Source organism: Ensifer adhaerens, assembly GCF_002007205.1.
Taxonomy (GTDB): domain Bacteria; phylum Pseudomonadota; class Alphaproteobacteria; order Rhizobiales; family Rhizobiaceae; genus Ensifer; species Ensifer adhaerens_D.
The window spans coordinates 275,739-300,365 of sequence record NZ_LAZS01000012.1 but is presented as its reverse complement, the minus strand read 5'-3'; the positions used below and the strand labels follow the sequence as shown (position 1 = coordinate 300,365).

At 60.5% G+C, this 24,627-nt stretch carries 20 protein-coding genes and 2 pseudogenes; 7 read left to right on the top strand and 15 right to left on the bottom strand.

Features of this window, described 5'->3' with window-relative positions; all coding sequences use genetic code 11:
* Positions 1-6 precede the first annotated feature (6 nt).
* The 3 genes from XB14_RS26225 (at position 7) to XB14_RS26210 (ending at position 6,627) form a co-directional block, all read left to right on the top strand.
* Complete coding sequence (locus tag XB14_RS26225; RefSeq protein WP_077966020.1) at positions 7-1,860, top strand: hypothetical protein; 1,854 nt, start codon at positions 7-9, stop codon at positions 1,858-1,860.
* Between the two features lie 192 nt (positions 1,861-2,052).
* Entirely contained in the window at positions 2,053-5,199 is a 3,147-nt protein-coding gene (locus XB14_RS26220; RefSeq protein ID WP_077966018.1) for an AAA family ATPase, read from the top strand.
* Between the two features lie 1,224 nt (positions 5,200-6,423).
* Positions 6,424-6,627 carry a cold-shock protein gene (locus XB14_RS26210; RefSeq protein WP_077966014.1) on the top strand — a complete coding sequence of 68 codons (204 nt, stop codon included), beginning with the start codon at positions 6,424-6,426 and terminating at the stop codon, positions 6,625-6,627.
* A gap of 43 nt (positions 6,628-6,670) precedes the next feature.
* Here the strand turns inward: XB14_RS26210 and XB14_RS26205 are convergent.
* From XB14_RS26205 to XB14_RS26175, 7 genes and pseudogenes are all read right to left on the bottom strand, one after another.
* Positions 6,671-6,835 (bottom strand): annotated as a pseudogene (locus XB14_RS26205) (LysR family transcriptional regulator); the annotation flags it as partial.
* Positions 6,836-6,930: 95 nt separating this feature from the next.
* A complete protein-coding gene (locus tag XB14_RS26200) occupies positions 6,931-8,055 on the bottom strand; it encodes a substrate-binding domain-containing protein (protein WP_077966012.1) in 1,125 nt (374 codons plus the stop codon).
* A gap of 91 nt (positions 8,056-8,146) precedes the next feature.
* Complete coding sequence (locus XB14_RS26195) at positions 8,147-9,148, bottom strand: ABC transporter permease (protein WP_077966010.1); 1,002 nt, start codon at positions 9,146-9,148, stop codon at positions 8,147-8,149.
* On the bottom strand, positions 9,145-10,125 hold the full coding sequence (locus XB14_RS26190) for an ABC transporter permease (protein ID WP_077966009.1): 981 nt from the start codon (positions 10,123-10,125) through the stop codon (positions 9,145-9,147). Before XB14_RS26190 ends, XB14_RS26195 begins: the two co-directional genes overlap by 4 nt.
* On the bottom strand, positions 10,122-11,636 hold the full coding sequence (locus tag XB14_RS26185; RefSeq protein ID WP_077966007.1) for a sugar ABC transporter ATP-binding protein: 1,515 nt from the start codon (positions 11,634-11,636) through the stop codon (positions 10,122-10,124). The genes XB14_RS26190 and XB14_RS26185 overlap by 4 nt, the downstream gene beginning before the upstream one ends.
* Positions 11,633-12,481, bottom strand: coding sequence for a sugar phosphate isomerase/epimerase family protein (locus XB14_RS26180; RefSeq protein ID WP_077966005.1), 849 nt, complete (start codon positions 12,479-12,481; stop codon positions 11,633-11,635). The genes XB14_RS26185 and XB14_RS26180 overlap by 4 nt, the downstream gene beginning before the upstream one ends.
* A gap of 7 nt (positions 12,482-12,488) precedes the next feature.
* Positions 12,489-13,355 (bottom strand): sugar phosphate isomerase/epimerase family protein, encoded by an 867-nt coding sequence (locus tag XB14_RS26175; RefSeq protein ID WP_179119676.1) that lies wholly within the window; start codon positions 13,353-13,355, stop codon positions 12,489-12,491.
* A 162-nt stretch (positions 13,356-13,517) separates the two neighbouring features.
* Here XB14_RS26175 and XB14_RS26170 point away from each other — a divergent pair, with 162 nt between their 5' ends.
* From XB14_RS26170 to XB14_RS26160, 4 genes and pseudogenes are all read left to right on the top strand, one after another.
* Positions 13,518-14,552 carry an AraC family transcriptional regulator gene (locus XB14_RS26170; protein WP_077965994.1) on the top strand — a complete coding sequence of 345 codons (1,035 nt, stop codon included), beginning with the start codon at positions 13,518-13,520 and terminating at the stop codon, positions 14,550-14,552.
* 31 nt (positions 14,553-14,583) lie between these two features.
* The gene (locus XB14_RS26165) at positions 14,584-15,207 is read left to right on the top strand and encodes a TetR/AcrR family transcriptional regulator (protein WP_077965992.1); all 624 of its coding nucleotides are present in this window, start codon (positions 14,584-14,586) and stop codon (positions 15,205-15,207) included.
* Positions 15,208-15,493: 286 nt separating this feature from the next.
* Entirely contained in the window at positions 15,494-15,952 is a 459-nt protein-coding gene (locus tag XB14_RS33380) for a hypothetical protein (protein ID WP_179119664.1), read from the top strand.
* A gap of 29 nt (positions 15,953-15,981) precedes the next feature.
* A pseudogene (locus XB14_RS26160) lies at positions 15,982-16,291 on the top strand (type II toxin-antitoxin system HicB family antitoxin).
* A gap of 27 nt (positions 16,292-16,318) precedes the next feature.
* Here XB14_RS26160 and XB14_RS26155 read toward each other — a convergent pair.
* The 8 genes from XB14_RS26155 to XB14_RS26120 all read right to left on the bottom strand — a co-directional run bounded on the left by XB14_RS26155 (position 16,319) and on the right by XB14_RS26120 (position 24,619).
* Entirely contained in the window at positions 16,319-17,926 is a 1,608-nt protein-coding gene (locus XB14_RS26155; protein ID WP_077965990.1) for a copper resistance CopC/CopD family protein, read from the bottom strand.
* 40 nt (positions 17,927-17,966) lie between these two features.
* Entirely contained in the window at positions 17,967-18,497 is a 531-nt protein-coding gene (locus tag XB14_RS26150; protein WP_077965988.1) for a YcnI family protein, read from the bottom strand.
* A gap of 317 nt (positions 18,498-18,814) precedes the next feature.
* Positions 18,815-19,189 carry a hypothetical protein gene (locus tag XB14_RS33375; protein ID WP_179119675.1) on the bottom strand — a complete coding sequence of 125 codons (375 nt, stop codon included), beginning with the start codon at positions 19,187-19,189 and terminating at the stop codon, positions 18,815-18,817.
* A gap of 238 nt (positions 19,190-19,427) precedes the next feature.
* On the bottom strand, positions 19,428-20,501 hold the full coding sequence (locus XB14_RS26140; protein WP_077965986.1) for an ABC transporter ATP-binding protein: 1,074 nt from the start codon (positions 20,499-20,501) through the stop codon (positions 19,428-19,430).
* The gene (locus tag XB14_RS26135; RefSeq protein ID WP_077965984.1) at positions 20,498-21,325 is read right to left on the bottom strand and encodes a carbohydrate ABC transporter permease; all 828 of its coding nucleotides are present in this window, start codon (positions 21,323-21,325) and stop codon (positions 20,498-20,500) included. The genes XB14_RS26140 and XB14_RS26135 overlap by 4 nt, the downstream gene beginning before the upstream one ends.
* The gene (locus tag XB14_RS26130; protein WP_077965982.1) at positions 21,322-22,224 is read right to left on the bottom strand and encodes a carbohydrate ABC transporter permease; all 903 of its coding nucleotides are present in this window, start codon (positions 22,222-22,224) and stop codon (positions 21,322-21,324) included. The genes XB14_RS26135 and XB14_RS26130 overlap by 4 nt, the downstream gene beginning before the upstream one ends.
* 200 nt (positions 22,225-22,424) lie before the next feature.
* On the bottom strand, positions 22,425-23,657 hold the full coding sequence (locus XB14_RS26125) for an ABC transporter substrate-binding protein (protein WP_077965980.1): 1,233 nt from the start codon (positions 23,655-23,657) through the stop codon (positions 22,425-22,427).
* Positions 23,658-23,716: 59 nt separating this feature from the next.
* The gene (locus tag XB14_RS26120; RefSeq protein ID WP_077965978.1) at positions 23,717-24,619 is read right to left on the bottom strand and encodes a sugar phosphate isomerase/epimerase family protein; all 903 of its coding nucleotides are present in this window, start codon (positions 24,617-24,619) and stop codon (positions 23,717-23,719) included.
* Positions 24,620-24,627: the final 8 nt, after the last annotated feature.

The following is a 24,627-nucleotide window of genomic DNA, read 5'->3' as shown; positions in this document are numbered from 1 at the left end:
CCTGTCATGCTGACCGGTGTTTCATCGCTGCTTGCCTGCTTCGCGGTGGCCCTCGTGTTTGCTGGCACCGCGTCGTCAGCGGAGGTTGCCGCACGCCAAGACCATCCGCCGGGCTCCCGTGTCGATGCCGAGACACTTTCCTTCGCCGAGATTACCGATCGCTGGAACGGCGCTTTCCTGTGGAAGCCGGCCTCGGCGAGCACCGACGTCGTCACGAGATTCGGCGATGAGGCGCGATCTGTCTTTGGGCCGATCCCCTACATCGATTGCGGCGGCGCCGATGCGAAGATCATACCTTTGGAAATCGACGGCAACATTGTCGACCTGAAGCCCAACCCCGGCATTCCGGGAAATCCACTGCAATTCGAGCATCGCGATACCGCGGGCAATATCGTCAAGTGGGGCACTCAGATCGCGAGATGCGACAAGCCTTCGCTCGCAGGCAACGTCACCTACTGCGGAATGAATTCACGAATAAGCCGCAAGGTGGTGGGCAATGTTGAATGGGTCGCACTCTGCCGGAAATCCACCCCGCATCTTGAGATCGATCCCGAACCCTACTGGCAGAAGGACAATCCCACATTCGCCCGGCTGGGCATTGTCGGTTACAATCGGCTGAGCGGGGAAATCGTCTTCTTTGACGGCGGCAAGAACCACGCGCACTTTGACTGGACAAGGCCGTTCACCCCTCCCGGCGGCCGATCCTATCGAGACGTCAAGGGACGCGCGGCAGCGGCCACGCTGTACGACCCGACATTCCAGATTCAATGTTCAGCGTGCCATGACAATAAGGGTCCATATGTCATCACTCCGCATATCAGCCAAGCGCGGATCGGATATCCTGGCGGAGCGAAAAGCGAGAAAGCCCTGGCTTTCAGCCTCGGCGACTACATCCCGAGGACGATACGCGACGAACGCCTGCCGTTTCGTGTCATCGGCTCCGCCTACACGTCCATTTACGCCACTGATCTTGCTCGCGCAAAGACGATCCGGGATCCGTCAGGAAATTGCACGGAGTGCCATACGCTGACGACGCAGGTTACCGGGCAACGCATCGCGGCCGATGCTGCGGGGCGAGATCCGGTGGTCACGAACCCGACCTGGGCACAGGTCGTCAGCGTCCGGGCGGAGCTGCTGAAGCTCGCCGACATCGATGCACACCGGACAGAATGGGCTCGCCAGACCAGGCAGGGCAGGATCCACCCGTGGATGGTGCCGCGCGATGGAAGCAAAGTGGATGCAACGAGTGCGCAGATCGGCGAAGACGATTGGCGGCGATTGAGCGACTGCCTTTGGAAGGCGGGAGGCGAGGAGTGTGGATATCAACCGCTCTTCACGGCCTGTCCGGCTCCCGGCACGCCATCGGGTGGCGACGGCTCACAGCCGATAGACCTGTCGTTCGCGATACTTCCGGCCCCTACTCGCCAATTGGGGGTAGATCGCGTTCTTCGTTTGAACTGGCACTACATCAACGATTACGGACAGGTTCCCCAGCGGGATGATGTCCGGTTCAACATCGCCGTTAAATCGACTGCAATTCCGCCTCTAGGGGAAATGCCGCTGGACAGCGATTACCCGAGCGTCGGCGAAGCCCAGGGCCGCAATATCGACATGATCGCCTCGAATGTCGGTATCTCCGGCGCAGCGATGGTCATCGACAACCTATCCTATTTCGGCCACGAGCGATTTACCGACCCCACGCCGTCCACGGCCCCCCGTCAATTCAGGGTAGATCTGCCGGCCACGTGTAACAGACGATATCTTGTACGCATCCTGCCGAAACGCTTCTGTTTCGACCAAAGTGATGTGCGTTATGCGCGGCACGGACAACTCGTTTTCGCTGATGTGGCATGCCACTGACACGCCGCACGGCTCGCAGCCGCAAAGCCGTCCTCAAGGGCGAAACCTCGCGCCGAGCCTGACGCGCGAAGACTGATCCGGCGCGTGTTTCGATGAAGAATGCTTCTGGGCCAAGCGGAGAGGTGCTATCCTTCGCAGGGCCTGAATAACCCAGGGAGCGAGCGAGGGCGTCACCGGTTACTGGGGGTTTCCATGGACGACGTGAGGAAATGGCTGGAGGGGTTGGGGCTTGCACACTTCGCCGACATATTCACGCAATCGCAGGTCGACGGCGACAGTCTTCGCATGTTGTCGGAGGACGATTTGCGAGAGATGGAGATACCCGTCGGGCCGCGCAAGAAAATTGCAGCCGCGATAAAACTGCTGAATGCCGATCAGGTTGCCAAATCATTTGCGACCTCGGCTGAAAGGCGGCAACTGACAATACTGTTTTGCGACCTGGTCGATTCGACCGGATATGCGACGCGTCTCGATCCGGAAGACTTCACAGGGCTGACGAAAGCCTATCTTGCGGAATGTACCGCCGCAGTGCGCAACCACAACGGGATCACTGCCAACTATGCCGGCGATGCATTGCAGGCCTTGTTCGGCTACCCGATCGCTGAGGAAGACGACGCCGAGCGCGCGCTTGAACTTGCCTTCGATATCCTCCAGTTGGTTCCCAGGATCGAGGTGGCCGGGGTGCCACCGTTGCGTGTCCGCATCGGCATTGCCAGCGGCCTTGTCGTTGTCGGAGACTTTGTCGGCGCGCCCGCAGGCGTCTCAACGGTCGCTCTGGGATCGATCCCCAATCTGGCCCAACGCCTGCAAACCATCGCAGAACCCCAAACCATCATGACGGATCAGCGGACCTACGCCGCCGCTGCCGGCGCTTTCGAGTTCTCCGACTGCGGGTCGCGAACGCTGAAAGGTTTCCCGGCCGAAGTCCATGTCTGGCGGGCCGACAGGCCGAAAATACTGGAGAACCGCTTTGCAAAACGAAGGGAACTGACCAAGCTTGTTGGACGGCAAGCGGAAATCGAGGGCCTGCTCGCATTGTGGCAGGAGGTGATCGAGCGAAAGCGCGGCCAGGCGGCCATGATTGTCGGCGAACCCGGCATTGGAAAATCGCGGCTGCTGTTCGAGATCCAGCGGCGTATCCTCCGCGGCACCTACCTCACCCTGCAATGCTCCAGTACCTATTCCAACAGCGCCCTTTTTCCGTTTCTGGCGTTGCTCAAGCGCTATGCCGGCATCGATGGCGGCGACCCGCCGGAAATCGCGACGGCGAAGCTTGAAACGGTCCTCGCCTTGAGCACCGTTCCGGTCTCCGGATCTCTGCCGGTCTTTGTCGAGCTTCTGGCCATCGACCGTCACGTGGTCGGGCATCCTTCCGCGCGGCAACGCGACCTGGCCCACAGGATACTGATCGATTGGCTGCATCACCTCTCACAAATCGGACCGGTGCTCCTATCGATCGAGGATGAACAATGGATCGACCCCTCATCGAGCGATGTGCTTGAGGCGCTTGTTTCGGAGGCAGGGCCATTTCCAATCCTGATCCTGATTACCTCCCGAGACGCCCGGCGCCGAACGGCGACAGGAACTGATCTTCGCACCGTTGTACTGGATCGCCTGCCAAATGAGGACGCGCGCACGCTCCTGCACAGTCTCGTGGCGGGGCATGATATCGGAGATGAGATCACCACGCAGCTGCTGGAAAAGAGCGAAGGCGTGCCGCTATATGTCGAGGAACTGGCAAGGGCCGTTCTGGAAAGCGGCCCTTGTGTTGAAGAGCGGGGGAAAAATTCGCATCCTCTTGCCGTCGGCGTTCCAAGCTCCATCCAGTCGTCTCTCTTGTCGCGTCTCGACAAGATCGGTCCGGGCAAGGTGATCGCCCAGATTGCCGCCGTCGTCGGGCGCGAATTCGACCTGTCTGTCGTTGCCGAGGTGTGCGGTCAGCCGCCGGATATCGTGGAGACGACGCTGCGGCGGCTGGTGGAGGCAGGGCTGGTCATGCGCCAGACATCGGCCGGTGAACCACGCTATGCATTCACCCATGCGCTTTTGCAGGAGGCGGCCCGTGAAAGCCTCCTCAAGGAACGGCGCCGCGAGCTTCACGCTCAGGTTGCTCGAACCATCGACAGCATCAATCCGAAGCTTGCGGAGGAACACCCTGAGGTGTTGGCACAACATTTGGCCGAGGCGGCGCTTTTCGAAGAGGCGGCCGGCAGGTGGCTGGCCGCAGGCCGCAACACCGGCAGGACCTGGACCAAGGTCGAAGCGGCCAATATGTTTGCCAACGGTCTCGCCTGCCTCGCCAGATGCCCGCCTTCGGTGGAACGCGACCGGATGGAGCTTGCGCTCGAACTGGAGCGGGGCGATGTCCTCTATGCCACGTTCGGCTATGTTACTGGCGAGGGCAGTGCGGCCTATCGCAATGTCATCCGGCTCAGCGAAAAGCTTGGCGATGCAGCAGCACCGATCCGTGCGCTCGACGGGCTTTTCGGTACTGCGCTCAACTCGGGGCGTTTCGCAGATGCCGAATGGGCCGGCGACGAATTGTTGGCGATCGGCAAAACCCACGACAATCTGAAGGCGTTCGTCCTCGGGCTGCAATTCAAGGGCATGTGCTTTTTTTCACAAGGGCATTTCGAACAGGCCCGCGATTGTCTGGAGCAGGCCCTGCTTCATGTGGACCGTGCCGATGAGATCGGCAGCGACTTTCCGAGCATGGCCATGCTTTATCTGTCATGGACATTGCAGGTGACCGGTCACGAGGAAAGCGCAATCGAACTCTATGCCGCGGCGGAGGCCGACGCACGCCACCGGTCCTCCTACCAATTGGCGGCCTGTCTGGGCAATTGCTGCATCCTCTATGCGCTTCGCGGCGAATTCCGACCGCTCCAGTACAAACTGGATGAATTGTACACGCTTGCGAAGGCCAACGGCTTTCGCATGTGGACGAACGTCGCCTCCTTCTTTCAGGGTTGGATCATGGCGCGCGGAAACGATTCGCTTGGCATTGTGGGGATGGAGCAAACTCGCGCCAACCTGGGTGAGCAGGAAATCGACAAATCCTGTTATTTGGGACTGCTTGGCGAAAGCTACCTGCAAGCGGGTGACGTCAAACGGGCCGCCGATACCTTGGATGAAGCCCTCGCACTCGTTGAGCACACCGGCGAGAACTACTTCACCGCAGAGCTTCTCCGACTGCGCGGAGAGGTCGAATTTCGATGTGGCCGAACAAATGAGGCGGAGCGGTACATTCGATCCGCCATCGCCTTTGCTTGCCGGCAAGGCGCCACCCTATGGGAACGGAAAGCGCTCCAGTCTCTCAAGGCGCTGATGGACGGGTAGGCCGGACGATGGAGGTATAGACACTGCTGTTCTTTTCAAGACCTACGAAGCGCACACGGTCGATGAAGAAGACGAGTTGATAGCGGCAGCATGTCTGGCGTCGAGACCAGTCACATGACTACCGCGGGCACAAATCCAGATGCGATCGTGGCAAACGCTTTTGTCGGGCGTCCGATGTGCCGGCGGGATCGTCAGAAAGGGCGTCGATCTTCTGAGCCCGACTAAGAGAGATGCGGCGCGACGCTATGGATCGCACCGCGGCAGCTTAGGCTTGCAAACTGCAATTCAGAGCCAGCTACGTCCATCAGGCCCACTGCATCCGTAAGGCGGAAGCTGCCCTTCAAACCTTAATTGCATCTTGTGGCAACCCCAACTCCGCAATGAAGCCGGCATGTAACCGTTCAGCGCGATCCCTACTTCATCATAAGGGCTTTCGCCCAAGGCCACGTACATGTACCAGCGTCCGCTAAACATCACCGTTATTGCAATGAAAACGACAATAACAACCTGAACCGACTTCTTAATGTTGCTTCTCCTTCTGTTGCTGGAACGGCCTTGTCTTGAACTTTGAAGGCCCAGGGATTCAAAATCGGACCGCCTCTACGGCGGTAGCCGCACCCATCACTTGGTGAGCATGACAAGCGGGCCACCGCGTTTACCTCGCCAAGTCGACTGCCACAACGGACGATTTGGCCGCATGAAGAATGGTGCCTCTCAACTCGTTCCGCCCCACCCCGAAAAGAGCGGACCGAGCTCAAGCCTGGTGCTGAGCTCGAGAACGGGAAGTCGCCAAGACCACGGCGATCACCGCCCTTCTCATTCAGCCGATTGCCATTCTTCCGGCCAAGCTCGGCGATCCCATCCGACATTTTGCGCTCGCTAGAATGAGATCCACCCTCTCCGCAAACCGCACATCAGCGTTTCGGATCTGCGCAAGGCGATGGTAAAGCGCCTGCGCGGGGGAATCGGCTGCACGCAACGGAACGGCAGTGAAGTGGCGGAAGTCGGGCGGCAGGCGCTTGAAGGGGCGGAGCGCCCCCCGGCCCCTCCCCTTCGAGAGAATTCTTGCGGCTTCAAGCCGCGCTACCCGGTTATTCGCCAACTACAGGTGATAGATATCAGCGCGAAAACCGCGACGCGCGTGCATGCGCGGTTGCCGCCAAGGCCGGCGCTGGATAAGGTCCTGCGGCAATACGAAAGAACACTCAACTGACGAGGACGACTATGGCAACCGGTACTGTTAAATTCTTCAACCAGGACAAGGGTTTTGGTTTCATCACGCCCGACAACGGCGGACCGGACGTCTTTGTCCATGTGTCGGCGCTTGAAGGCGCAGCCTCACTGCGTGATGGTCAAAAGGTCAGCTACGAACTTGGCCAGGACCGCAAGACAGGAAAATCGAAGGCCGAAAACGTCCGGACAGCCTGAGCGTAGTATCCTACACCTCGGGAATTCGCTTCATCGCATTCCCTCACCTGCCCGGCCGCGCGAGCGACCGGGCAATGTCGACGATGTCGTCGCGCGATGCCGTTGGGTCCTCCTTGTTCCAGGCGACCCCAAGCCCGATCTTGAGATCGACGCCGCGCACGGGTCAAAGCTCGAAGTTGCGATTCGGCAGATCCTTCGTCCATTCCGGCCAAGGCAGACCCGCACCCGTCCAAGATCTTGGCTTGGAAACTGGTACTGCTCTGCTGAATGGAGACCGAGCCGCAAGCGGCTCGGTCTCCAAGCTTACTTTCCACCCCAGGCGGCGGGATAGTCCGGCAGCTTCTCGCAGCCGCACATGGCGTGATGCAGGGGTGGCATCTTGGCATCGACATATTGATCGAGCGTTTCTGCCGTGATCGCCGGCTGCGGCATTACCCATTCCGGACCCGGCACCGCCTCGCCCTGCAGCACCTTCACCGCCGCGATGATCGGCGTGCGCCATTGGTAGGTCGGATAGGTCGGGGCTATCGCCTTGAAGCCTTCCGCCTTCCACTTGACCAGGAAGTCCTGCTGGTCTTCCCCGGTAATGATCGGAGGCGGCAGGCCCGCATCCTCGAAGGCTTCGAGGGCTGCAACCGCTGTGGCACCAGCGTCCATCCAGATGGCATCGATTTTGCCGCGTTGCAGGTAGTCTTCGACGATCGACTTGGTCTTGGCATTGTCGCCCTCGGTGAATTCCTCGCCGATGACGTTCAGCCCTGTCTCCTTGAAAATGCGCTTGGCTGCGGACGCGCGGGTCTCGAGCACATCGACACCCGGTACGATGCGCAGCATCAGGACGTCGGCGCCCGCGGGTGCAGTGGCCGCCACGAACTCGCCTGCCTGGATACCGAAGCCATAGCCGCCGACCGGATGGATGAAGGTGACCGGGCATTTGGTGTTGACGCCACGGTCGAAGACGATCACCGGCAGCTTGGCGCAGGCCTTTTCGACTGCCGGCGTCAGGGCTGCCGTCGTATTCGGCGAGACGATCAGAGCCGAGCATTTGCCGCCATTGATGAGGTCGTCGATGTCGGCGATTTGTTTGTCGTCGGACCCTTCGGCATCGACGTGAATGAGCTCCTTGATTTCCGGATGGAGCTTCACTTCGGCCTGCATGTTCGTCCAGCCGGTCACCCGCCAGGCATTGTTCACGCCGGCGTTCGAGAAGCAGATCGTGTAGGGACCTGGCTTCTTGTACTTTGCGGTGTCGGCCATCTGGTCGCCGTAGTACTGCTCCCAAGGCTCCCCTTCCGGACCATTGGCCTTGGCCGTCAGCAGCGTCCGCTGTCTGTCGAACTCGGCAGTATCGTCGAAGTTCAGCTGTTGGCTATGCGCCGTGCCGGCGACGAGTGCCGCCGAAAGTGCGGCGGTCAGCAATCTTTTCATGTCTCACTCCCATTGATCATGATTTTTCAGTTCCTCCCGATGGCCTGGAGCGGAATGCGGAAAGCGCCCGCATCCGCTCTGACCCTCGAAATCAGGTCCCGCCGGCGCGATTGCGCCGGTAGGTGGCAAGCACGACTGCCGCGATCAGGATCAGGCCCTGGACGACATCGCGCGTCGGCTTCGGCAGTCCGATGAAATTGAGCAGCGTGAAGATGGCGGTCAGCGTCAGCGCGCCTGCAATCGAGGCCGGCACGGAGCCGCGGCCGCCGAGAAGCTGCGCTCCGCCGATCACGCAGGCAGTGATCGCCTGCAGCTCGTAGCCGACGCCGACGTCGGTTGATACGCCCGCAAATCCGCCGAGCAGGATGCCGGCCGTCACCGCGCTCAGCGACGAGGCGACAAAGGCGATGATGCGCACCCTCTCGATCGGCACACCCGACATTTGCGCCGCGCGCGGATTGTCGCCGAGCGCATGCAGCATGCGCCCGAGATTGGTGCGATGCATGAGCCAGAACAGGATGAAGCCGACGACCAACAGCACCAGCAATGCCACCGGCAGGAACTGGATCAATGGAATGCCCTGAATGCTGGCGCGCCCAAAGAAGCGGAACGTCTCCGGCAGGTAGCCGCGCGGTGATCCGCTCGACCACATGAAGGCTGCACCATTGAGCGTGATCATCATGCCGAGCGTGGCGATCAATGACGGCACCCGGAGGTAGGAAACGACCAGGCCGTTCACCACGCCGACGGCAAGCCCCACCGCATACATGACCGCAATCACCCACCAGGTCGCATCGGCACTGTTGTCGAGCAGCATCGACGAGCCGACGACCGTCAGCGTGATGAGCGAGCCTGCGGAAAGGTCAAAACCGCCGGAGACGATGACGTAGATTTGGCCGGCCGCGAGGATGGCAAGAGGAGCGGCTCGCTTCAGGAAATTCATGTAGCCGGTGGGCTCGATGAAGTTCGGGTTCGAAAACGTGATGGCAACGAGAAGGGCTGCCAGCACGAAGAAGACGGGATTGATCTTCGGCAGCCGCCCAATGCTTGCCACGCCGCGCGTCTTTGCGGAGCCGACGGTTTCCTGGATCATGCCACTATCCTCTTTGAACGGACTGCGTAGAAGGCGACGGCGGCGACGATGATGATGCCGCGCATCACCTGCTTGGCGAAGGCGTCGATGCCGGCGAGATTGAAGATGGAATCGATCAGCGAGAAAATGATCACGCCGGCAACCGTGCCCCAGATCCCGCCCTTGCCGCCGGAGAGGATCGTCCCGCCGATGACGACGACGGCAATCGATTCCAGATCATAGGCGCCCTCCGTACCGATCCACGGCGAGCCGGATTTCAGGCGGCTGGCCAGATAGAGGCCGGCGAGCGCCGCGCAAAGGCTGCAGATGATATGGCTCGCCATGACGACCCGCGTCGTGTTGATGCCGGCCGCGCGCGCCGTGTCGCGGTTGCCACCAACCGAATAGATGTTGGAGCCGAAGCGCGTGAAGCGCAGCACGATCCATGCGCCAAGAACCAGCAGCGCCAGAACGATCAGGCTGACCGGCAGCCCGAGCACCTCGCCATAGGCGAAATACTGGAACGCATCCGGCACCGAGCCGTCGAACCGGCCGTAAAAGGAGGCAAGACAGCCCTGGATAATGAGCGCCATACCGAGCGTCGCGATCAGCGGGTTGACGTCGAGGCGGGTGATGAGAAGCCCGTTGAGCGTTCCGACCACGGCCCCCATCACGAGCACCGCAACAACGGCCGGCACCATCATCGCCGGATCGCCGTTCATGATCGCGGAGGAAACCACGGCCGAGGCCGAGATGAGATGGGCCACCGACAAGTCGATCGAGCCGACGAGGATGGTGAAGGTCTGCCCGACGGCGGTAATGCCGAGCGCGACGGACCGGTTCAGGATGGAGACGGTTGCCTCCGGTGTCAGGAAGCGTGTCAGGCCGAGGCTGAGCGCAATCGCGACATAGATGAGGACGGCCAGGCCGAGCAGCAGCGCCGGAGCGCACTGTTCCATGCGCCACGCCGGACGGCGGAGGAGAGTTGCCTTGTTCATGCTGCCACCGCCTCCTCGCCAGTTGCCGCCAACATCACATCGGCTTCAGAGGCCCCGCGCGAAAACGCCGCGACGAGTTCGCCGTTCCGCATCACAAGGACGCGGTCGGATACGCCGAGAACCTCCGGGAGATCGGACGAGACCATCATGATGGCCGTGCCCTTGCGCGCGAGATCGCGCATCAGGTGGTAGATCCCGGCCTTGGCATTGACGTCGATGCCGCGGGTCGGCTCGATGAAGATCAACAGCCGAGGCGCCAGCGCCAGCCAGCGCGCAACGATGGCTTTCTGCTGGTTGCCGCCCGACAGCGCCTTGATGTCCTGGGCAAAGCTGCCGGCGCGCACGTCGAGTTCGCGCAGCAGCTTTTCCATCGCTTCCGCCGAAACGAAAGGCGTCGCATTGGCATTGCCGGAAAGGCCCGAGAGTGCGCGAGACGTAAGCATGCCGTTGTCGACGACCGATTGCATCAACACCAGCGCTTCGGCCTTGCGATCGCCCGGAAGCAACCCGACCCCGGCGCGGATCGCCTCGCGCGGACTGGTGAACCGCGCCGGCTTGCCGGAAAGGGTAATCTCACCCTCGGTGAAGGGAGAAAGGCCGAATATCGCTTGCGCGAGCGCGACGCGCCCTGCCCCTTGCAAGCCGGAGAAACCGACGATCTCGCCTGCGCGCAGTTCGAAGGACACATTTTTCAGCCGTTCGTTGCCGGCATTGTGGACTGAGAGCACGACGTCGCCGATCTCCTGCGGTGCTGCCGGTTCCGCATAGAAATCGCCAAGGTCGCGGCCCACCATGGCTCGTACGATCGCCTCGGGCTCAGGCACATGGTCAAAGCGCACCGCCACCTCGCCATCCTTAAGCACGGTAACACGATTGGCCAGCCGCGTGATTTCGGGCATGCGGTGGGTGATGTAGACGATCGCCACACCGCTCTTCTTCAAGGTGTCGACGAGACCGAAGAGCACCTCGCATTCGGCCTCGTTCAGCGCTGCCGTCGGCTCGTCCATCACGATCACCTTTGCCTCGAGCGACACCGCCTTGGCGATCTCGACGAGTTGCTGGCTGGCGACGTCGAGGTCGGCAACAACAGTGCTCGGCTCGATCCGGTGCGCCGAGCCGAAGAGCGCAAGTGCGCGCCGCGCTTCGTCGTTCATCGCCTTGTGGTCGATCAGACCGCGACGCGTCGGCTCGCGGCCGAGGAAGATGTTCTGTGCGACGGTTCGCTCGGGCAGCAGGGAGAATTCCTGGTAGATGACGGCAATGCCCGCGCGGATCGCCGCAAGCGGATGCGTGAAATGCCGCTCTTCGCCGTTCACAACGACTGAGCCTCCGTCCGGCCGATAGATGCCGGAGAGGATCTTCATCAGCGTCGATTTGCCCGCGCCGTTCTCGCCAGCCAGCGCATGAACCTCGCCGCAATGCGCGGAGAAGCTGACGTTTTTCAGCGCCTTGACGCCGGGAAAACTCTTGGTGATGCCGCGCATCTCGATAGCGGGGTGTTTCGTGTTCATGCAGCAGCCCATGTCTTGCGGATGAATGTCGCGCTCTCGGAAAAGAGCGTATCGAAGTCGGGAAACAACGGCCGCCAGACGCGGGTCGCCGTCGCGATCGCCGGCAGCCCGGCGCCGAATGCCTCAAGCGTCAGCCAACCGTCATAGCCGATCTCCTTCAACACCGTGAACATCGCGCCAAAGTCGATATGCCCCCGCCCGGGTATGCCACGATCGTTCTCGGAGACATGGAAGACGCCGATATCCTGGCCAATCAGGCGGATCGCCGCCTCCGGCCGACGCTCCTCCACATTGGCATGGAACGTGTCGTACATGATCTTGAAGGCAGGATGCGCCACGCGATCCACATAGGCACGCGCCTGCTCCATTGTGTTGAGATAATAGGTCTCGAAGCGATTGAGCGGCTCGAGGCTCAAATGCATGCCGTTGGCCGCGGCGCGCTCTGCGAGCGCATGATGGGCGTCTGCCCCATACTTCAACTCGTCTTCGCTGGCCCCCCTGCCGGTAAAGAAGCCGATCGGTGCATGAAACGGCCCACCCATGCTTTCAGCACCAAGCGCTATTGCGCAGTCCAGCGCCCAATCGAGATGGGCGAGCCCGCGCGCCCGCACTTCGGCATCGCAACTGATGGGGTTTGCCTCGGGCGTCGGGACGATCGATGTGGTGGACCGGCCAAGGCCGAGCCCGTCCAGTTCGCGGCCCAGGCGTTCATAGTGACCGACCTCGCCCGAGAGAACCGGCACTTCGACGCCATCATAGCCGAGATCGCGCAACCGGCCGATATTGTCGAGATGCCTCTCCTCGACGAAATCGGTCAGGCAAAGGAGATTAATACCAAGCTTCATGACGCGCTCACTTCAGCGAAATGCCGAGATCGCGACACGTCGCGCGGATCCAGGCCAGTGACGTTTCGATCATCGGGCCAGCGGCGCCTTCGCATTCGAGGCTGAGTACGCCGTCATAGCCATGGTCGCGAAGCATGGCGAGGCAAGCCTTGATGTTCTCGGCATTGACGCCATCGCCGAGCGCGCAATGGCTGACCGCGATCCCGGTTTGCCCGCCGCGGGCAGCCGCTGCCAGCGACAGCGAAACGTCCTTCAGATGGACATGGGATACCCTGTCGATGAACCGCTTCAGAAACTGCGTCGGCTCCTGGCCGGCGATGAAGGTGTTGCCGGTGTCCATGTTCATGCGCAGCCACTTGCTATCTGCAAAGGCGAGCATGCGCTCCATGAATTCAGGACGCGTCGTGAAATGGCCATGGGGCTCGATGTTGACGACGATCTCGTGCGCTTCGGCCACTTCGACGATCTTCTCGTAACTGCGCTGCATCAGCGCCATCGACTCTTCTTCGGTAAGGCCAGGCGGCATATGAAGCCCGTCGGTGGTGTCGACGCAGGGACTGCCGGCCTGCGCGGCCCAGGCAATCGACTTCAGCACATAGGGCACACCCCTGAGCGGCCCGTCCTCGCCAGACAGCGGATAGGCCGCATCGACCTGCGAAAAACGCACGCCGTAGCGGTCCATCTTGCGGCGCAACAGGACAGGATCCTCATAGAGCGCGACATGCGGTTGGTAGCCCGGTCCGTGGATCCAGCTCACGCCGTCGATCAGACCACACTCGATGAAGTGCAAATCGTTGTCGCTTGCCCATTGCAAGCATTTTTCAAACGACCAGTAGGCCGAGTTGAACGCGTCCGTGTGGAAGCCTATCCGCACCGGCAAAATCCTCCCAATTCTCCCCCATGCCATTGAGTTTCAACGGCAAATCACCAGCGTCTCCAAAATGCCGCTTGATGATGTCCAAGCATTGCGCAATAAATCGCTGCCTGCGTTCGAAATAGACGACTGGTAAATTTTATACATCTGCGGGGGAGCAGCATGACGAGGAGCAGCAACGAACGGGCGGTCAATCGGCCCGCGGTCTTCCGCGAGCCGGGCGCCCTGCTCTATGCGGGCAATTGCCAGGACCTGATGAAGGCCTCGCTTGCCGGCCAGGTGTCGCTCAACGCCTGGACGCGACGCGGCTATCCTGGCATCGACCTCGGCGCGGCGCTGCCGCAGGTCTGTTCCGTCGGTGGATGGGATGCGACGACCCCACAGGACTGGGGGCTGCGCGAACATTGCAACGAGGGGGTCAAGATCGCCTATCTGGCACGCGGCTCACTGACGATAACCATGGATGGCCGCAGGACGACCATCAACGAAGGCCAGATGTTCGTCGTGCGGCCCTGGCAGCTGCACGCACTCGGCGATCCCAATGTCGGCGCCAGCCACATCATCTGGGTGCTCATGGATATGGGCGTACGGCGCCCGCACGAAACCTGGCTCTGGCCCGAGTGGATCGGCTGGCCGGAGCGCGACAGAAAACGGCTAAGCGAACTTCTGTCGAAGAACGAACAGATTTCCTACAACGCCTCACGCGAGGTCGCCCGCACCTTCCTCGATATCCACGACGTGGTGGCAGGCGGCGATATCGAGGGCGGGGAAGCGCATCTGCGCCTCTTGATTTCGATGATGCTGCTGCAATTCCGCCAGATGCTGGAAAGCCAGGCGCCGGTCCTTGATCTTGCTCTCGCAAGTTCCAAGCGCACGGTCGAGATCTTCCTGAAGCGGCTACGCCATGCGCTCGACGAGGACTGGACGCTGGAGAACATGGCCGCGGAATGCAATCTTTCCCGAACGCAATTTTCGCAGCATTGCCAGGTGCTGACCAACATGACGCCGGTCCGCTACCTTCAAACGCTCCGGCTCAATGCCGCACGAAAACTTCTCGAAAGCAGCGCACAATCCGTCACCAACATCGCCTTTGATTGCGGCTTCTCATCGAGCCAGTATTTTGCCACCTGCTATAAGAAACGCTTCGGCTTCTCGCCAATGGAAACGCCACGTCAGTCGCTATCGATCGCCAATTGAAGGTGGGCCGCCGCGACCGGATCAGTGCCGAATGGACAAGAAAGCTCTCCTGACGCCACGAAAAACCGCTTCGCAGCAACGCTCGCGCGCGATGATCGAGGTCCTGGTCGAGGCGACGGCTCGTGTCTTGATCAAAGAAGGATTTGATCGAGCCAACACAAATCGGATTGCCGACGAGGCAGGCGTCAGCATCGGCTCTCTTTATCAATATTTTCCGAGCAAGGAAGCGCTCGTCATTGCCGTCATAGAACGACACAAGAGCGAGATGGTGGATGTCTTGCGGGGTACCCTCGCCAAGGTAGCGGCGCTGCCGATCGACAGTGCGGTGCGCGAGCTGGTCAAGACGATGATCGATGCGCATCGTGTGAACCCGGACCTTCACCGGGTTTTGGTGGAGGAAACGCCACGCGCAGGACGAATCGGCACGATCGATGGCTTTGACAGAGAGTTCTACACGCTGATCAGGGCTTACCTCGAATTGCGCAAAGCCGAACTGCGGCCGATGGATCTGGACCTGGCCGCCTACATTTGCGTCAGTTCCACGGAAGCGCTGACGCACGGAGCCGTGATCGATAGTCCCGAGAGACTGAACGATGGGAACGTTCAGGCCTTCGTCAACGAAGTGGCAACGCTGATCACGCGCTACCTGAAGTAGCGTTCTTCGGGCGGCAGACATCAAAGATGCGAGCAGGGCCCTTCGTGACTTGACCTCGCCCCGTGAATGTAGGGCGGCTAACGGCGCGAATTACCGGGCGAAATCTGAAGGGCAGCGGTCGCATCGACGGCTTCTCGAACGCGAGTAGATTTTTGCGAGTGATAGCTCACAATTGGGGTCTAAGCGCAGCAATTCTGACAACCAGAACCAGCCTCGCGTCGAAATCAAACTGCCGCACGAGCGGTTAAGCTGCCGCTTCTCGAAGCCCCGGACCAAGGTAACAAAGATGTATGCAAACGTCGTGATGATTCATGCCGCAGCCATGGGCACGGCATTTCTGCTGTTTGCAGCAAGGGAGCTCCTTTTCATTTTCGCCTGGCGAGGGCAAATCGGAGCCGCGAAGTTGGCCCTGATCGCCAACAGGATTGCAGGCGTACTCACTGGCATAGGGATTGCTGGAGGAATCGGGCTCATCGTTTTGGGTGGATGGTCGCTATCGACACCTTGGTTATTGGTGTCATTCACCCTGATCGCCGCCTTGATGGCTGTCGAAAGCAGGTTCGTGCGGCCATGGGAGGCACAGGTGCATCCAGCCCTTCAAGGCACAATCGACAAATTGGCAGTTCGCACGCTTCTGGGAAACAAGCGCGCTTTGGGCGGCCGCCTGGCGTCGATTTCGCTTTTCGCTCTGATAATAGCGTTGATGGCCGCCAAACCCGATCTACCCGGCTTTTTCGGCGCATAGGGCCACGTAATCCGCGTGTCCCTCTCGGCCTGCGCAACCACAGTGCCCGTGCAGGCGGCGAGGAAGACGAAGTGTTTTTCGACTTTCCCGGCGACAACGTCGCTGAGCTTAAGAAGGCTTTCCAAGAGGCCGTCGATGACTACCTCGAAGCCTGTACGAAAATAGGCAAGGAACCGCAAAGACCCTGTTCCGCGAAGATGATGTTTTCGTGTCGATCTCGAAGTCCATCGCCAAGCAGCTGTTGCTGCTGAGCTTTCGGGAAAGAGTCTCAACCAGCGGGCAGAAGAGGTGCTGGAAGAAGCCGCCCGCCACACTGCCCGGCCACGTCTACGGGCATAGTACCCATCCACGGGACTTAAGCTGAGATCACGGCCCCAGATTGATCTGATCCTCGAGACTTACCTTCTCGAAATCACTGATCAGGATATCGACACGCACCTGCCAGGTGCCCGCTAATGGGATGGTCACATGCTCAATGCGCCATTCCGTTGCTCCGCGTCGCACCGCTCCTCGCTTGAACGGCTCGATGCCGGAATCGGGTTTGGAAAGAATAAGCGTCACCTCTTTCGCGTCGAGCTTTTCGAACTCGCCAGTCAGGATTTCGATTGAAACCTCAACGTCTCCGGCGCGTCCAGGTGTCAATTGAACATAGGCCATCGCCCTGTCAGCGTGAATGTGAGCGATCGCGGGCGAAGCGGCCAGGGCAGCTAAGGCCCGTGGCGGTGGGGTGACACGCCAGCAAGCGGCCGTCGCGAAAATCAAGAGCATGATCAGGGTTTCTGCAGCGATCGAACGAACCAGCCGGCTGGTTGCCCTGCCATCGCTGGCGGCTGCCGGCACGGTCAAGCGCCAACGATTGACGGCCGCCACCACGAACAAGCCCGCGAGAAGAACCAGTTTGACGAGGAACACCTGGCCATAGGCCGTATCGACGAGGGCTAGAGGCTTCTCGACCTGCACAACGGCCAAGACGACTCCCGCCACTATCAGCACAACGAGCACGGGAGGGATGGACGCCGAGAAACGGCGCAGTGCAGCAATAGCTGCCGGATCACCTCGTCGGAGCGCGAGGCCAAGCGGAGCCAGCGCCCCCGCCCAGAAACTGATTGTGATGGCATGCAGGAAGACCGCGGGACGCATGAGCCATTGCGGCGTGGCCGCGGCGGCATGGCCGCTGAGCGCCAAGGCGGCAGGTGAAAGGATCAGGGCAGCGAGCGACAACGAGCGGGCAAACGGGCCTTTGTCGAGAAGGGCGACCGCAGCGGCAAGGAAGGCGATCAACGCGACGATTGCCGTAGGCCCGAACGTCGTCGCCATCGCCGTGGACCACACAACGGGATCGACAATTTGTGTCGCGGAAACGCCCAGTGCATCGAGCCCCTGGAAACCGACACCAACAATGGCGCCGAGGAGGCCAATTGCGAGCGCGGCGGCAACGAGGTGGCGTCCAGCTCGATTGCCGCTGAGAAGCCAACACAACGAAAACACTCCGCCCACGCCGATAAAAAGGCCAGCGTAGAGCGCAAACCTTGATGCAAGGACGCCAATTCGAACCGCCCAGTCGATCTCCTCTGCGACTGGCGGCGGCGCAGCGCTCGTGACGCCGATCGAAAACACGACGGATCCGCCGATCGGATGCCCGTCCGCGGACGTCACACGCCAACTGAGCACATGCGTGCCACGGCCGAGAGAGGTCGGCGCCTCGATCTCGACGGCCTGGTCCTTCACTTCGTGGCGACCAAGCGTGAGCGTCGTGCCGTCGGGCCGAACAAGTTTGAGCGAGAGCCGCGACACTGGTTCGCTGAATGTCAGCAGAAACTCAGACGGCGCAGCAGTGAGGACCGCGCCGTCTTCGGGGTCGCTCGAGTTGAGCGACGCATGCGCATAGGCCAGGGCGATCTGCAGGAGAAGCCCGCACAGCGTAAGTGCCAGCAGCCTCGCAAGGCGAGACAAGTTAGGTGGCAGAAACGCCATGCGTGCTCTCCGGCTAGCCTTTTGTCTGAGCCACTCTCGATCAGTGACCGCTCTTCTTTTCAAGGAGCTTGATCCCGGGCGCTGGGAATTCCAGGTCGTCACTCGACTTGCCTGCAGCCGGGATCTCAATCCAGCGTTCAGTCGCACCGTCTGTGCATTCCTGCACGATCGGCACGTAGATGCTGTTGCCGACAGGAAGGCTGTCGGTCACAAACGCACGGAATACAAACTCGTCGTACTCGTCGTCGGCAAGGCTGCCGCCCTTCCAGACGATCTCCTTCACGCCGTCTTTCATCGGGGTGCCAAAGTAGTCATAGGACTTCTCGTAGGCGCCCTTGATCTTCTCCACGGTCCAACCCGGCTTTGGCATCGGCTTGGCCGCAATCATCCCCTCCGGAACCTGAACGCGCACGGCAATCGTCGGCTTGCCTTCGCAGCCATGCGGGACGCGGATAACGGCCTTGTAGGACGCCCCAACATGCGCCTCTGTTACTTCGAGCGTTGAGTGGGCAAAGGCTGCCGTAGCGCTCATTCCAATGAGAGCAGCAGTCGCTATCAATTTCCGCAACATTTGGTTTTCTCCTTAGGGTTGGGTATCTTGTTGCCTGTTTGAATGTTTCAGCAAGGTCCGAGGGAATGTCTGGCACCGCGCCTCGGGTGTTGGATGCAGTGAGCGGGAAAAGTACCGGCGCGGCTATCGCGGACGGTGATCGTTGCGCAAGAACTCTCTCTGTTCTTCGACATCGCTCTTGCCCGGAACGGACTCAGTCATTCACGGGTCGCCCCGCGGATGCGCCCAGAGCGTTCCGATCGAGGCCGGCAATGCAGACGGACGGGGACATTGCCCGGCGCCCGAGAAGATTAGACAAGGTACTGAGGCGGAAACGATCAGGCGATCAGTGCTGGGGGAGCCCGAGGATAGCCCGGAAGATGCTGGCGAGCAGGAACTGGATCCCTCGCCAGCGGCAGCTTCAGCGAGCCAGAGTAGACCAGGATTGGAACATACCCGTCCGGATTTGGCGTGGCGGCTAGCAATTGAGCCGAAGGACCGCATCCAAGCAGGCAGCAATCGGCGAGAATAGCGTGGCCGCCGTCGGAATCGCCGGTGTTTGCATGGTCTACAGTTAGGCAGAGGGGATTGCCGAAGGCGTCGCTTTGTGGGGAGGCTTGCATTGCGCTTGCAGCAAATGCGCCGACGAACGATTGCAGGACGAACAGGCAGGCAGCGACGAACGCCAATCCCAAACCGTTGCGTATCCTCACCACAATCACTCTCCCCTTGGGATTTCAGAATGTCCGTTAGGACAATCGGTAGCTACAGGGAAGAGCTATGCCGTTCCTTGATCTACAGCAACTATCCTCACGCATAGCCCGACGATCAGGTTCGGCCAGTACCGACGTGCATCTTATGAAGCGCGGCGCTGGCTCCAAATCCGGTCATGCGCGAGCCGGAAACGGCAGAGTGAAGCACGCAGGCGCTGCCGCTGATTGGCACCTGCCCTCAGTCAGGCAAGCGCCGTTCCGTGTCCGCGTCGAAAAGATGAATGCTGGCGGATGCAAAGTTCAGCCCGACCCTGTCGCCGGCGCGTGCCTCCGATCGCCCGTTGAACACCACTGAAAGCTCAGGTGTCGTTTGCATCGTCAGAAAACATGTCGCTCCGGTCGATTCGACCAGTGCCACTGGCGCCGAGAGAACGCCCTCACCCGCCTCAGCAAGTTCGATGTGCTCCGGACGCAGGCCGACAATCAGGGGCCGCCCTGGCTGCACGGCCCGATCTAGGGCGATCGTCTGTTTGATTCCGAGATCGAGAATGATCGATCGCCCATCTTGCCCGCCGACGGCCGGCAGGAAATTCATGGCCGGGGAGCCGATAAACCCGGCCACGAACTTGTTGGCAGGCCGGTCGTAGAGCTGAAGGGGGCTGCCCTGTTGCTCGATGACGCCATCGCGCATGATGACGACATGGTCCGCCATCGTCATCGCTTCGACCTGGTCGTGGGTGACATAGACCGATGTCGCCCCCAAGCGGTCGTGCAACGCGCGGATTTCCTTGCGCATGTGGACGCGGAGGGCTGCATCGAGATTGGAAAGCGGCTCGTCGAACAAAAACGCCTTGGGATGGCGGATGATCGCCCGGCTCATCGCCACGCGCTGACGCTGGCCGCCGGAAAGCTCACGCGGATAGCGTCCGAGCAGGTGCGTAAGCCCGGTCACCGCAGCGACCTCATTTGCCGCCTTCTTGCGTTCAGCCTTGGCAACGCCCTTGATGCGCAGGCTGTAGGTCAGGTTTTCCTCGACCGTCATGTGCGGGTAGAGCGCATAGGATTGGAAAACCATCGCCACGTCGCGCTTGCGCGGGGGCACCGCGTTCATGACCTCGCTGGCGATTTTCAGCGTGCCGGACGAAATGCTCTCCAGGCCGGCCAGCGACCGCAGCAGCGTCGACTTCCCGCAGCCGGAAGGGCCGACAAGGGCGGTGAAGCTGCCTTTGCGGATCGAAAGCTCGATGTCCTTCAGCGCATGGTAGGCGCCATAATACTTGTTGACGTTGGTCAGTTCGATCTGGGCGGTCATTTGAGCGCTCCCGAGGTAAGGCCTGAGACGATGCGGCGTTGCAGGAGGACGAAGATGGCGAGGATGGGAGTCACGTAGATCGCCGCATAGGCCATGATATTGTTCCACTCGTTGGTGTTCGGCCCCATGAAGGAATTCAATCCGACGCTTGCCGGTTGCAGTTCGACGGCCTGGATCATCGATTTCGAATAAACGAACTCTCCGAAGGCCTGCATGAAAATCAGGATGGCGCTGACGAGGATACCGTTTCGTGCCAGCGGCAGGACGATGTTGAAGAAGGCGCCAACCCTCGAGTTGCCGTCGACAAGGGCTGCCTCCTCCAATTCCTGCGGCACGCTCATGAAGGTCGCGCGCACCAGAACGACGAAGAACGGCATGCTTTTCGCCGCGATCGCAAGGATCACCGCAAGGCGCGGATAATTGAGCAGCCCGATCTGAGAGAAACCGACGAAGATCGGCGTGACCATCAGTGAGGCCGGAAGCACCTGGAGCATGAGAATGAGGAAGAGCCCGATGTCGACCCAGATGTTGCGATAACGCGCAAGCACATAGGCGCAGCCGACACCGAGAACGGTTATGACACTGACCGCTCCGCAGGCGATGACCAGAGAATTCCAGACGTACCGGCCCATGTTGCGGCTTTGCCAGACGTTGCCGAAGATCTGCCATTGGGGATCGGTCGGCCAGAAGGTCGGCGGTGTCGCAAACATCTCCGATCCTGATTTGATCGTGGTGATGTACATCCAGTAGAGCGGAAACAGGTAAATGCCGGCGAGAATGATCGCGATTGCGAGCAGCAGACGGTCGCGGGTTTGATGGCTCATCCGCGCACCTCATGCCGTGTGGAGCGCACGTAGACGACCGATGCAATCATCACGAAGACGATCATGATCACGGAAATCGTCGCGCCCTTGGCGAAATCGTACTGTCGGAACGACAAATCCCAGGCCCAGTATTGCGTGACGTTCGAAGCATTGTTCGGTCCTCCCGAGGTGATGGCGGCGAAAAGATCGAATTGCTGCAGCGTGAAAATCAGTCCGAGTGCGATAATCGCCCCGATGGACGAGCGCATCATCGGCAGGGTGATCGTCCAGAAGCGCTGCCAGACATTGGCGCCGTCCAGTTCGGATGCCTCGTAGAGATCCCGTGGGATGGCCGACAGGCCGACGGACAGAAGGATCATGTTGAAGGACGTGCCGAGCCAGATATTTGCGATGATGACGGCCCAGAGCGAAAAGCCGGGGTCCGAACGCCAGAAGATATTGCCGTCGATGAGGCCCGTTTCGCGCAGGATAAAGTTGAGCACGCCGAAGTCGCCCGAGAGGATCCAGTTCCAGATCGCACCGACTACAAGCCCGGGCATCACCCAAGACACCAGGAAAAGTCCCCGTAGCCATGAGGCACCCGGAAAATTCGTCCAGAAGAACAATGCCAGGCCGAAACCGACGAGAAACTGGCCAACGATCGAGGCGACGACAAAAGTCGCGGTGTTGGCCAGTATCGGCCACGTTTCCGGCTGAGCGAACAGATCACGGTAGTTCTTGAAGCCGACGAAGGGACGCCAGAAGCTGCCGAGGCTGAACATGTCGACCTCCTGAAAGCTCATGACGATGTTGTAGAGCAGCGGCAGACCGGAGAGCGTGAGCAAGAAGGCAAGCGGCAGACTGACAAGGCCGATGTCGAAGCCGCGGCCGTCGATGATGCTGGATAGAAAGCGTTTCATGAGCTCCTCCGCCGCCAAGGCGCCAGCATACACCGCTCGCACAACCCGGCCTGCAAACTAGAACGACCAGAAGCACGCCGGCCTCGCCGGCATGGTTTTGCGGTTTTTCCGCCCGAGCGCCTCAATGGGATTAGCGCTTGTGGAAGGCGGCCTGCCGTTCCGGTCGATCCGGAAGCCTGCAGGCCGCCTTGCCAGAGGCTTTAGCCAAGGACCGCCTTTATCTTTTCAGCCGCCTGGTCGAGGGCTTCCTTCGACGTCATCTGTCCGGTCAGGGCCGCCTGGATTGCGTCCTGGATGGCCTTGGAAATCTTCGGCCATTCCGGATGGGGTCCACGCGGCTTTGCGAATTTGAGCTGCTCGATGAAGACCTTGAGGGCCGCATCCTTCAACGGCACACCCGTCTCAGGGATCGCAATGTCGGATCGAGCCGGCAGCTGTCCGAAATCCTTGAACATGCGATCGTCCTGGGAGGCGAAATACTCCAGCACCTTGAACGCTTCGGCAGGATGCTGCGTGTTGGAAAAGATCGCCCAGTTGAAATCGCCCATGGCCGACGAGCGCTCGGCACCGACCTCCGGCACCGGCAGCAGCGCGGCGCCCCAGTCGAACTTCGCCTCACTCACCATGCGGTCGAGTTCCCATGGACCGGAGATCGCCATGGCGGCATTGCCGGAATTGAACGTGCCGGTCGAATCCCACTGCCCGCGGGTCAACGTGTCCGGCGAGGCCAGTTTCTCGGCTATGATGGTTTTCCAGATATCGAGCGCCTTGACGGCACCTTCCGAATTGATGTGCTCGTAGCTGCCGCCGGCCATCTGGACCCAGGGCAGGAACTGGAATGTGCCCTCTTCATTGGCCTTGGCCGAGAAGGCGAGCCCGTAGACGTTCGCCGAAGGATCGGTCAGCTTGCGGGCCGCATCGACCAGTTCATCCCAGGTCTGCGGCGGCTTGTTCGGATCGAGACCCTTCGCCTTGAACATGTCCTTGTTGTAGTAGAGCGCAATCGTGTTCGTCGCCTTGGGAAGGCCATAGTTCTTGCCGTCCCACATGGTGGAGGCGAGAGGTCCCGGAAAATAGTTTGACGTCTTCACCACGGTCGACTTTGCGATCATTTCGGTCAGGTCGAGGAAGGCGCCGCGTGACGAAAAGAGCGCATGTTCCGGGTTGTCGATGGCGATGATATCGGGCGCCTGCCCGGTCGAATAGGCGCGCATCGCCTCACTGACGACATCGTCGAACTGGATCTGGCGATACTCGACCTTGATGCCGGTGTTCAGCTTGTTGAAGTCGGCTATCAGGTTCGGTGCGGGCTGGATGTCGCGATCGAGCGACCAGACGTTGATCGTGACATCTTCCGCCTTGGCTGAAAGTCCAAACAGAGAGACACCTGCAAGGGCGAGAGCGCCCAGGATTGCGGATCCGCGGATAGCCATTTTCTCCTCCTTTGGTTATCCCGATGCCGGCATCCTCCATGCCGGCCGACATGCACGTCTCAGGTCGGGTCGATGACGAAGTCGCCGCCCCGGCAAGTCTTGAGGTAATTCAGGCCATGGACCTGGCCGGTCATCTCCAGATCGTCGCGATAGACCGGGTCGTGCCAGCCTTCGATATCAATCGAACCGGACCAGCCGGCCAGCCGAAGTTCGGAAATCACGTCGGTCCAGTTGGTGTCGCCGAAGCCCGGCGTGCGCATGAAGACGAATTTCTCCTTGCCGAAGATCCCGTGTTCGCGGATGACGTCCCAACGGATGGTCGCGTCCTTGCCGTGCACGTGAAAGATCTTGCTTGCCCATTTGCGGATCTGCGGCAGCGGATCGATCAGGTAGACCATCTGATGGCATGGTTCCCATTCGAGCCCGATATGATCGTCCGGCGTCTCATTGAAGATCAGCTCCCAGGCGTCCGGATTGTGTGCGATGTTCCAGTCACCGCTCTGCCAGTTGCCGTCCATGGCGCAGTTTTCAAAGGCGATCTTCACACCCCTGTCGGCTGCGCGCTTTGATAGCTCTGACCAGATTTTCCGATAGCGCGGCAGACTGTCGGTCAGCGGCTTGCCGCGAAGGCGGCCAGTGAAACCGGCGACGCAGGTAGCGCCGAAGTGGTGGGCGTTGTCGATGCAGTCTCGCCAGCCCTGCAAGGTCTGTTCGTCAATCTCCGTCGTCTCCAGCGGATTGCCGAACATGCCAAGGGTCGAGATGGTGATGTCGCGGTCGCCGATCGCCGCCACGCAGCGCTTGCCGAGTTCGGCGAGATCCTGACCGTTGGTCGTCTGCCAGAAGAAGGGCTCGAAACTCTCAAAGCCCATGTCGGCGATCTGGGTGATCCGTTTGTCTGCACCGCCCTTGGTGGCCGAGATCATCGTGCCGATGCGGATGGATTTGCTGGGGTTCTTCAAGACTGGCT

Excerpts from the sequence above, each read along its gene's own strand:
- XB14_RS26225 (WP_077966020.1), top strand. The coding sequence starts at position 7 with ATGCTGACCGGTGTTTCATCGCTGCTTGCCTGCTTCGCGGTGGCCCTC.
- XB14_RS26220 (WP_077966018.1), top strand. The coding sequence starts at position 2,053 with ATGGACGACGTGAGGAAATGGCTGGAGGGGTTGGGGCTTGCACACTTC.
- XB14_RS26210 (WP_077966014.1), top strand. The coding sequence starts at position 6,424 with ATGGCAACCGGTACTGTTAAATTCTTCAACCAGGACAAGGGTTTTGGT.
- XB14_RS26200 (WP_077966012.1), bottom strand. The coding sequence starts at position 8,055 with ATGAAAAGATTGCTGACCGCCGCACTTTCGGCGGCACTCGTCGCCGGC.
- XB14_RS26195 (WP_077966010.1), bottom strand. The coding sequence starts at position 9,148 with ATGATCCAGGAAACCGTCGGCTCCGCAAAGACGCGCGGCGTGGCAAGC.
- XB14_RS26190 (WP_077966009.1), bottom strand. The coding sequence starts at position 10,125 with ATGAACAAGGCAACTCTCCTCCGCCGTCCGGCGTGGCGCATGGAACAG.
- XB14_RS26185 (WP_077966007.1), bottom strand. The coding sequence starts at position 11,636 with ATGAACACGAAACACCCCGCTATCGAGATGCGCGGCATCACCAAGAGT.
- XB14_RS26180 (WP_077966005.1), bottom strand. The coding sequence starts at position 12,481 with ATGAAGCTTGGTATTAATCTCCTTTGCCTGACCGATTTCGTCGAGGAG.
- XB14_RS26170 (WP_077965994.1), top strand. The coding sequence starts at position 13,518 with ATGACGAGGAGCAGCAACGAACGGGCGGTCAATCGGCCCGCGGTCTTC.
- XB14_RS26165 (WP_077965992.1), top strand. The coding sequence starts at position 14,584 with ATGGACAAGAAAGCTCTCCTGACGCCACGAAAAACCGCTTCGCAGCAA.
- XB14_RS33380 (WP_179119664.1), top strand. The coding sequence starts at position 15,494 with ATGTATGCAAACGTCGTGATGATTCATGCCGCAGCCATGGGCACGGCA.
- XB14_RS26155 (WP_077965990.1), bottom strand. The coding sequence starts at position 17,926 with ATGGCGTTTCTGCCACCTAACTTGTCTCGCCTTGCGAGGCTGCTGGCA.
- XB14_RS26150 (WP_077965988.1), bottom strand. The coding sequence starts at position 18,497 with ATGTTGCGGAAATTGATAGCGACTGCTGCTCTCATTGGAATGAGCGCT.
- XB14_RS26140 (WP_077965986.1), bottom strand. The coding sequence starts at position 20,501 with ATGACCGCCCAGATCGAACTGACCAACGTCAACAAGTATTATGGCGCC.
- XB14_RS26135 (WP_077965984.1), bottom strand. The coding sequence starts at position 21,325 with ATGAGCCATCAAACCCGCGACCGTCTGCTGCTCGCAATCGCGATCATT.
- XB14_RS26130 (WP_077965982.1), bottom strand. The coding sequence starts at position 22,224 with ATGAAACGCTTTCTATCCAGCATCATCGACGGCCGCGGCTTCGACATC.
- XB14_RS26125 (WP_077965980.1), bottom strand. The coding sequence starts at position 23,657 with ATGGCTATCCGCGGATCCGCAATCCTGGGCGCTCTCGCCCTTGCAGGT.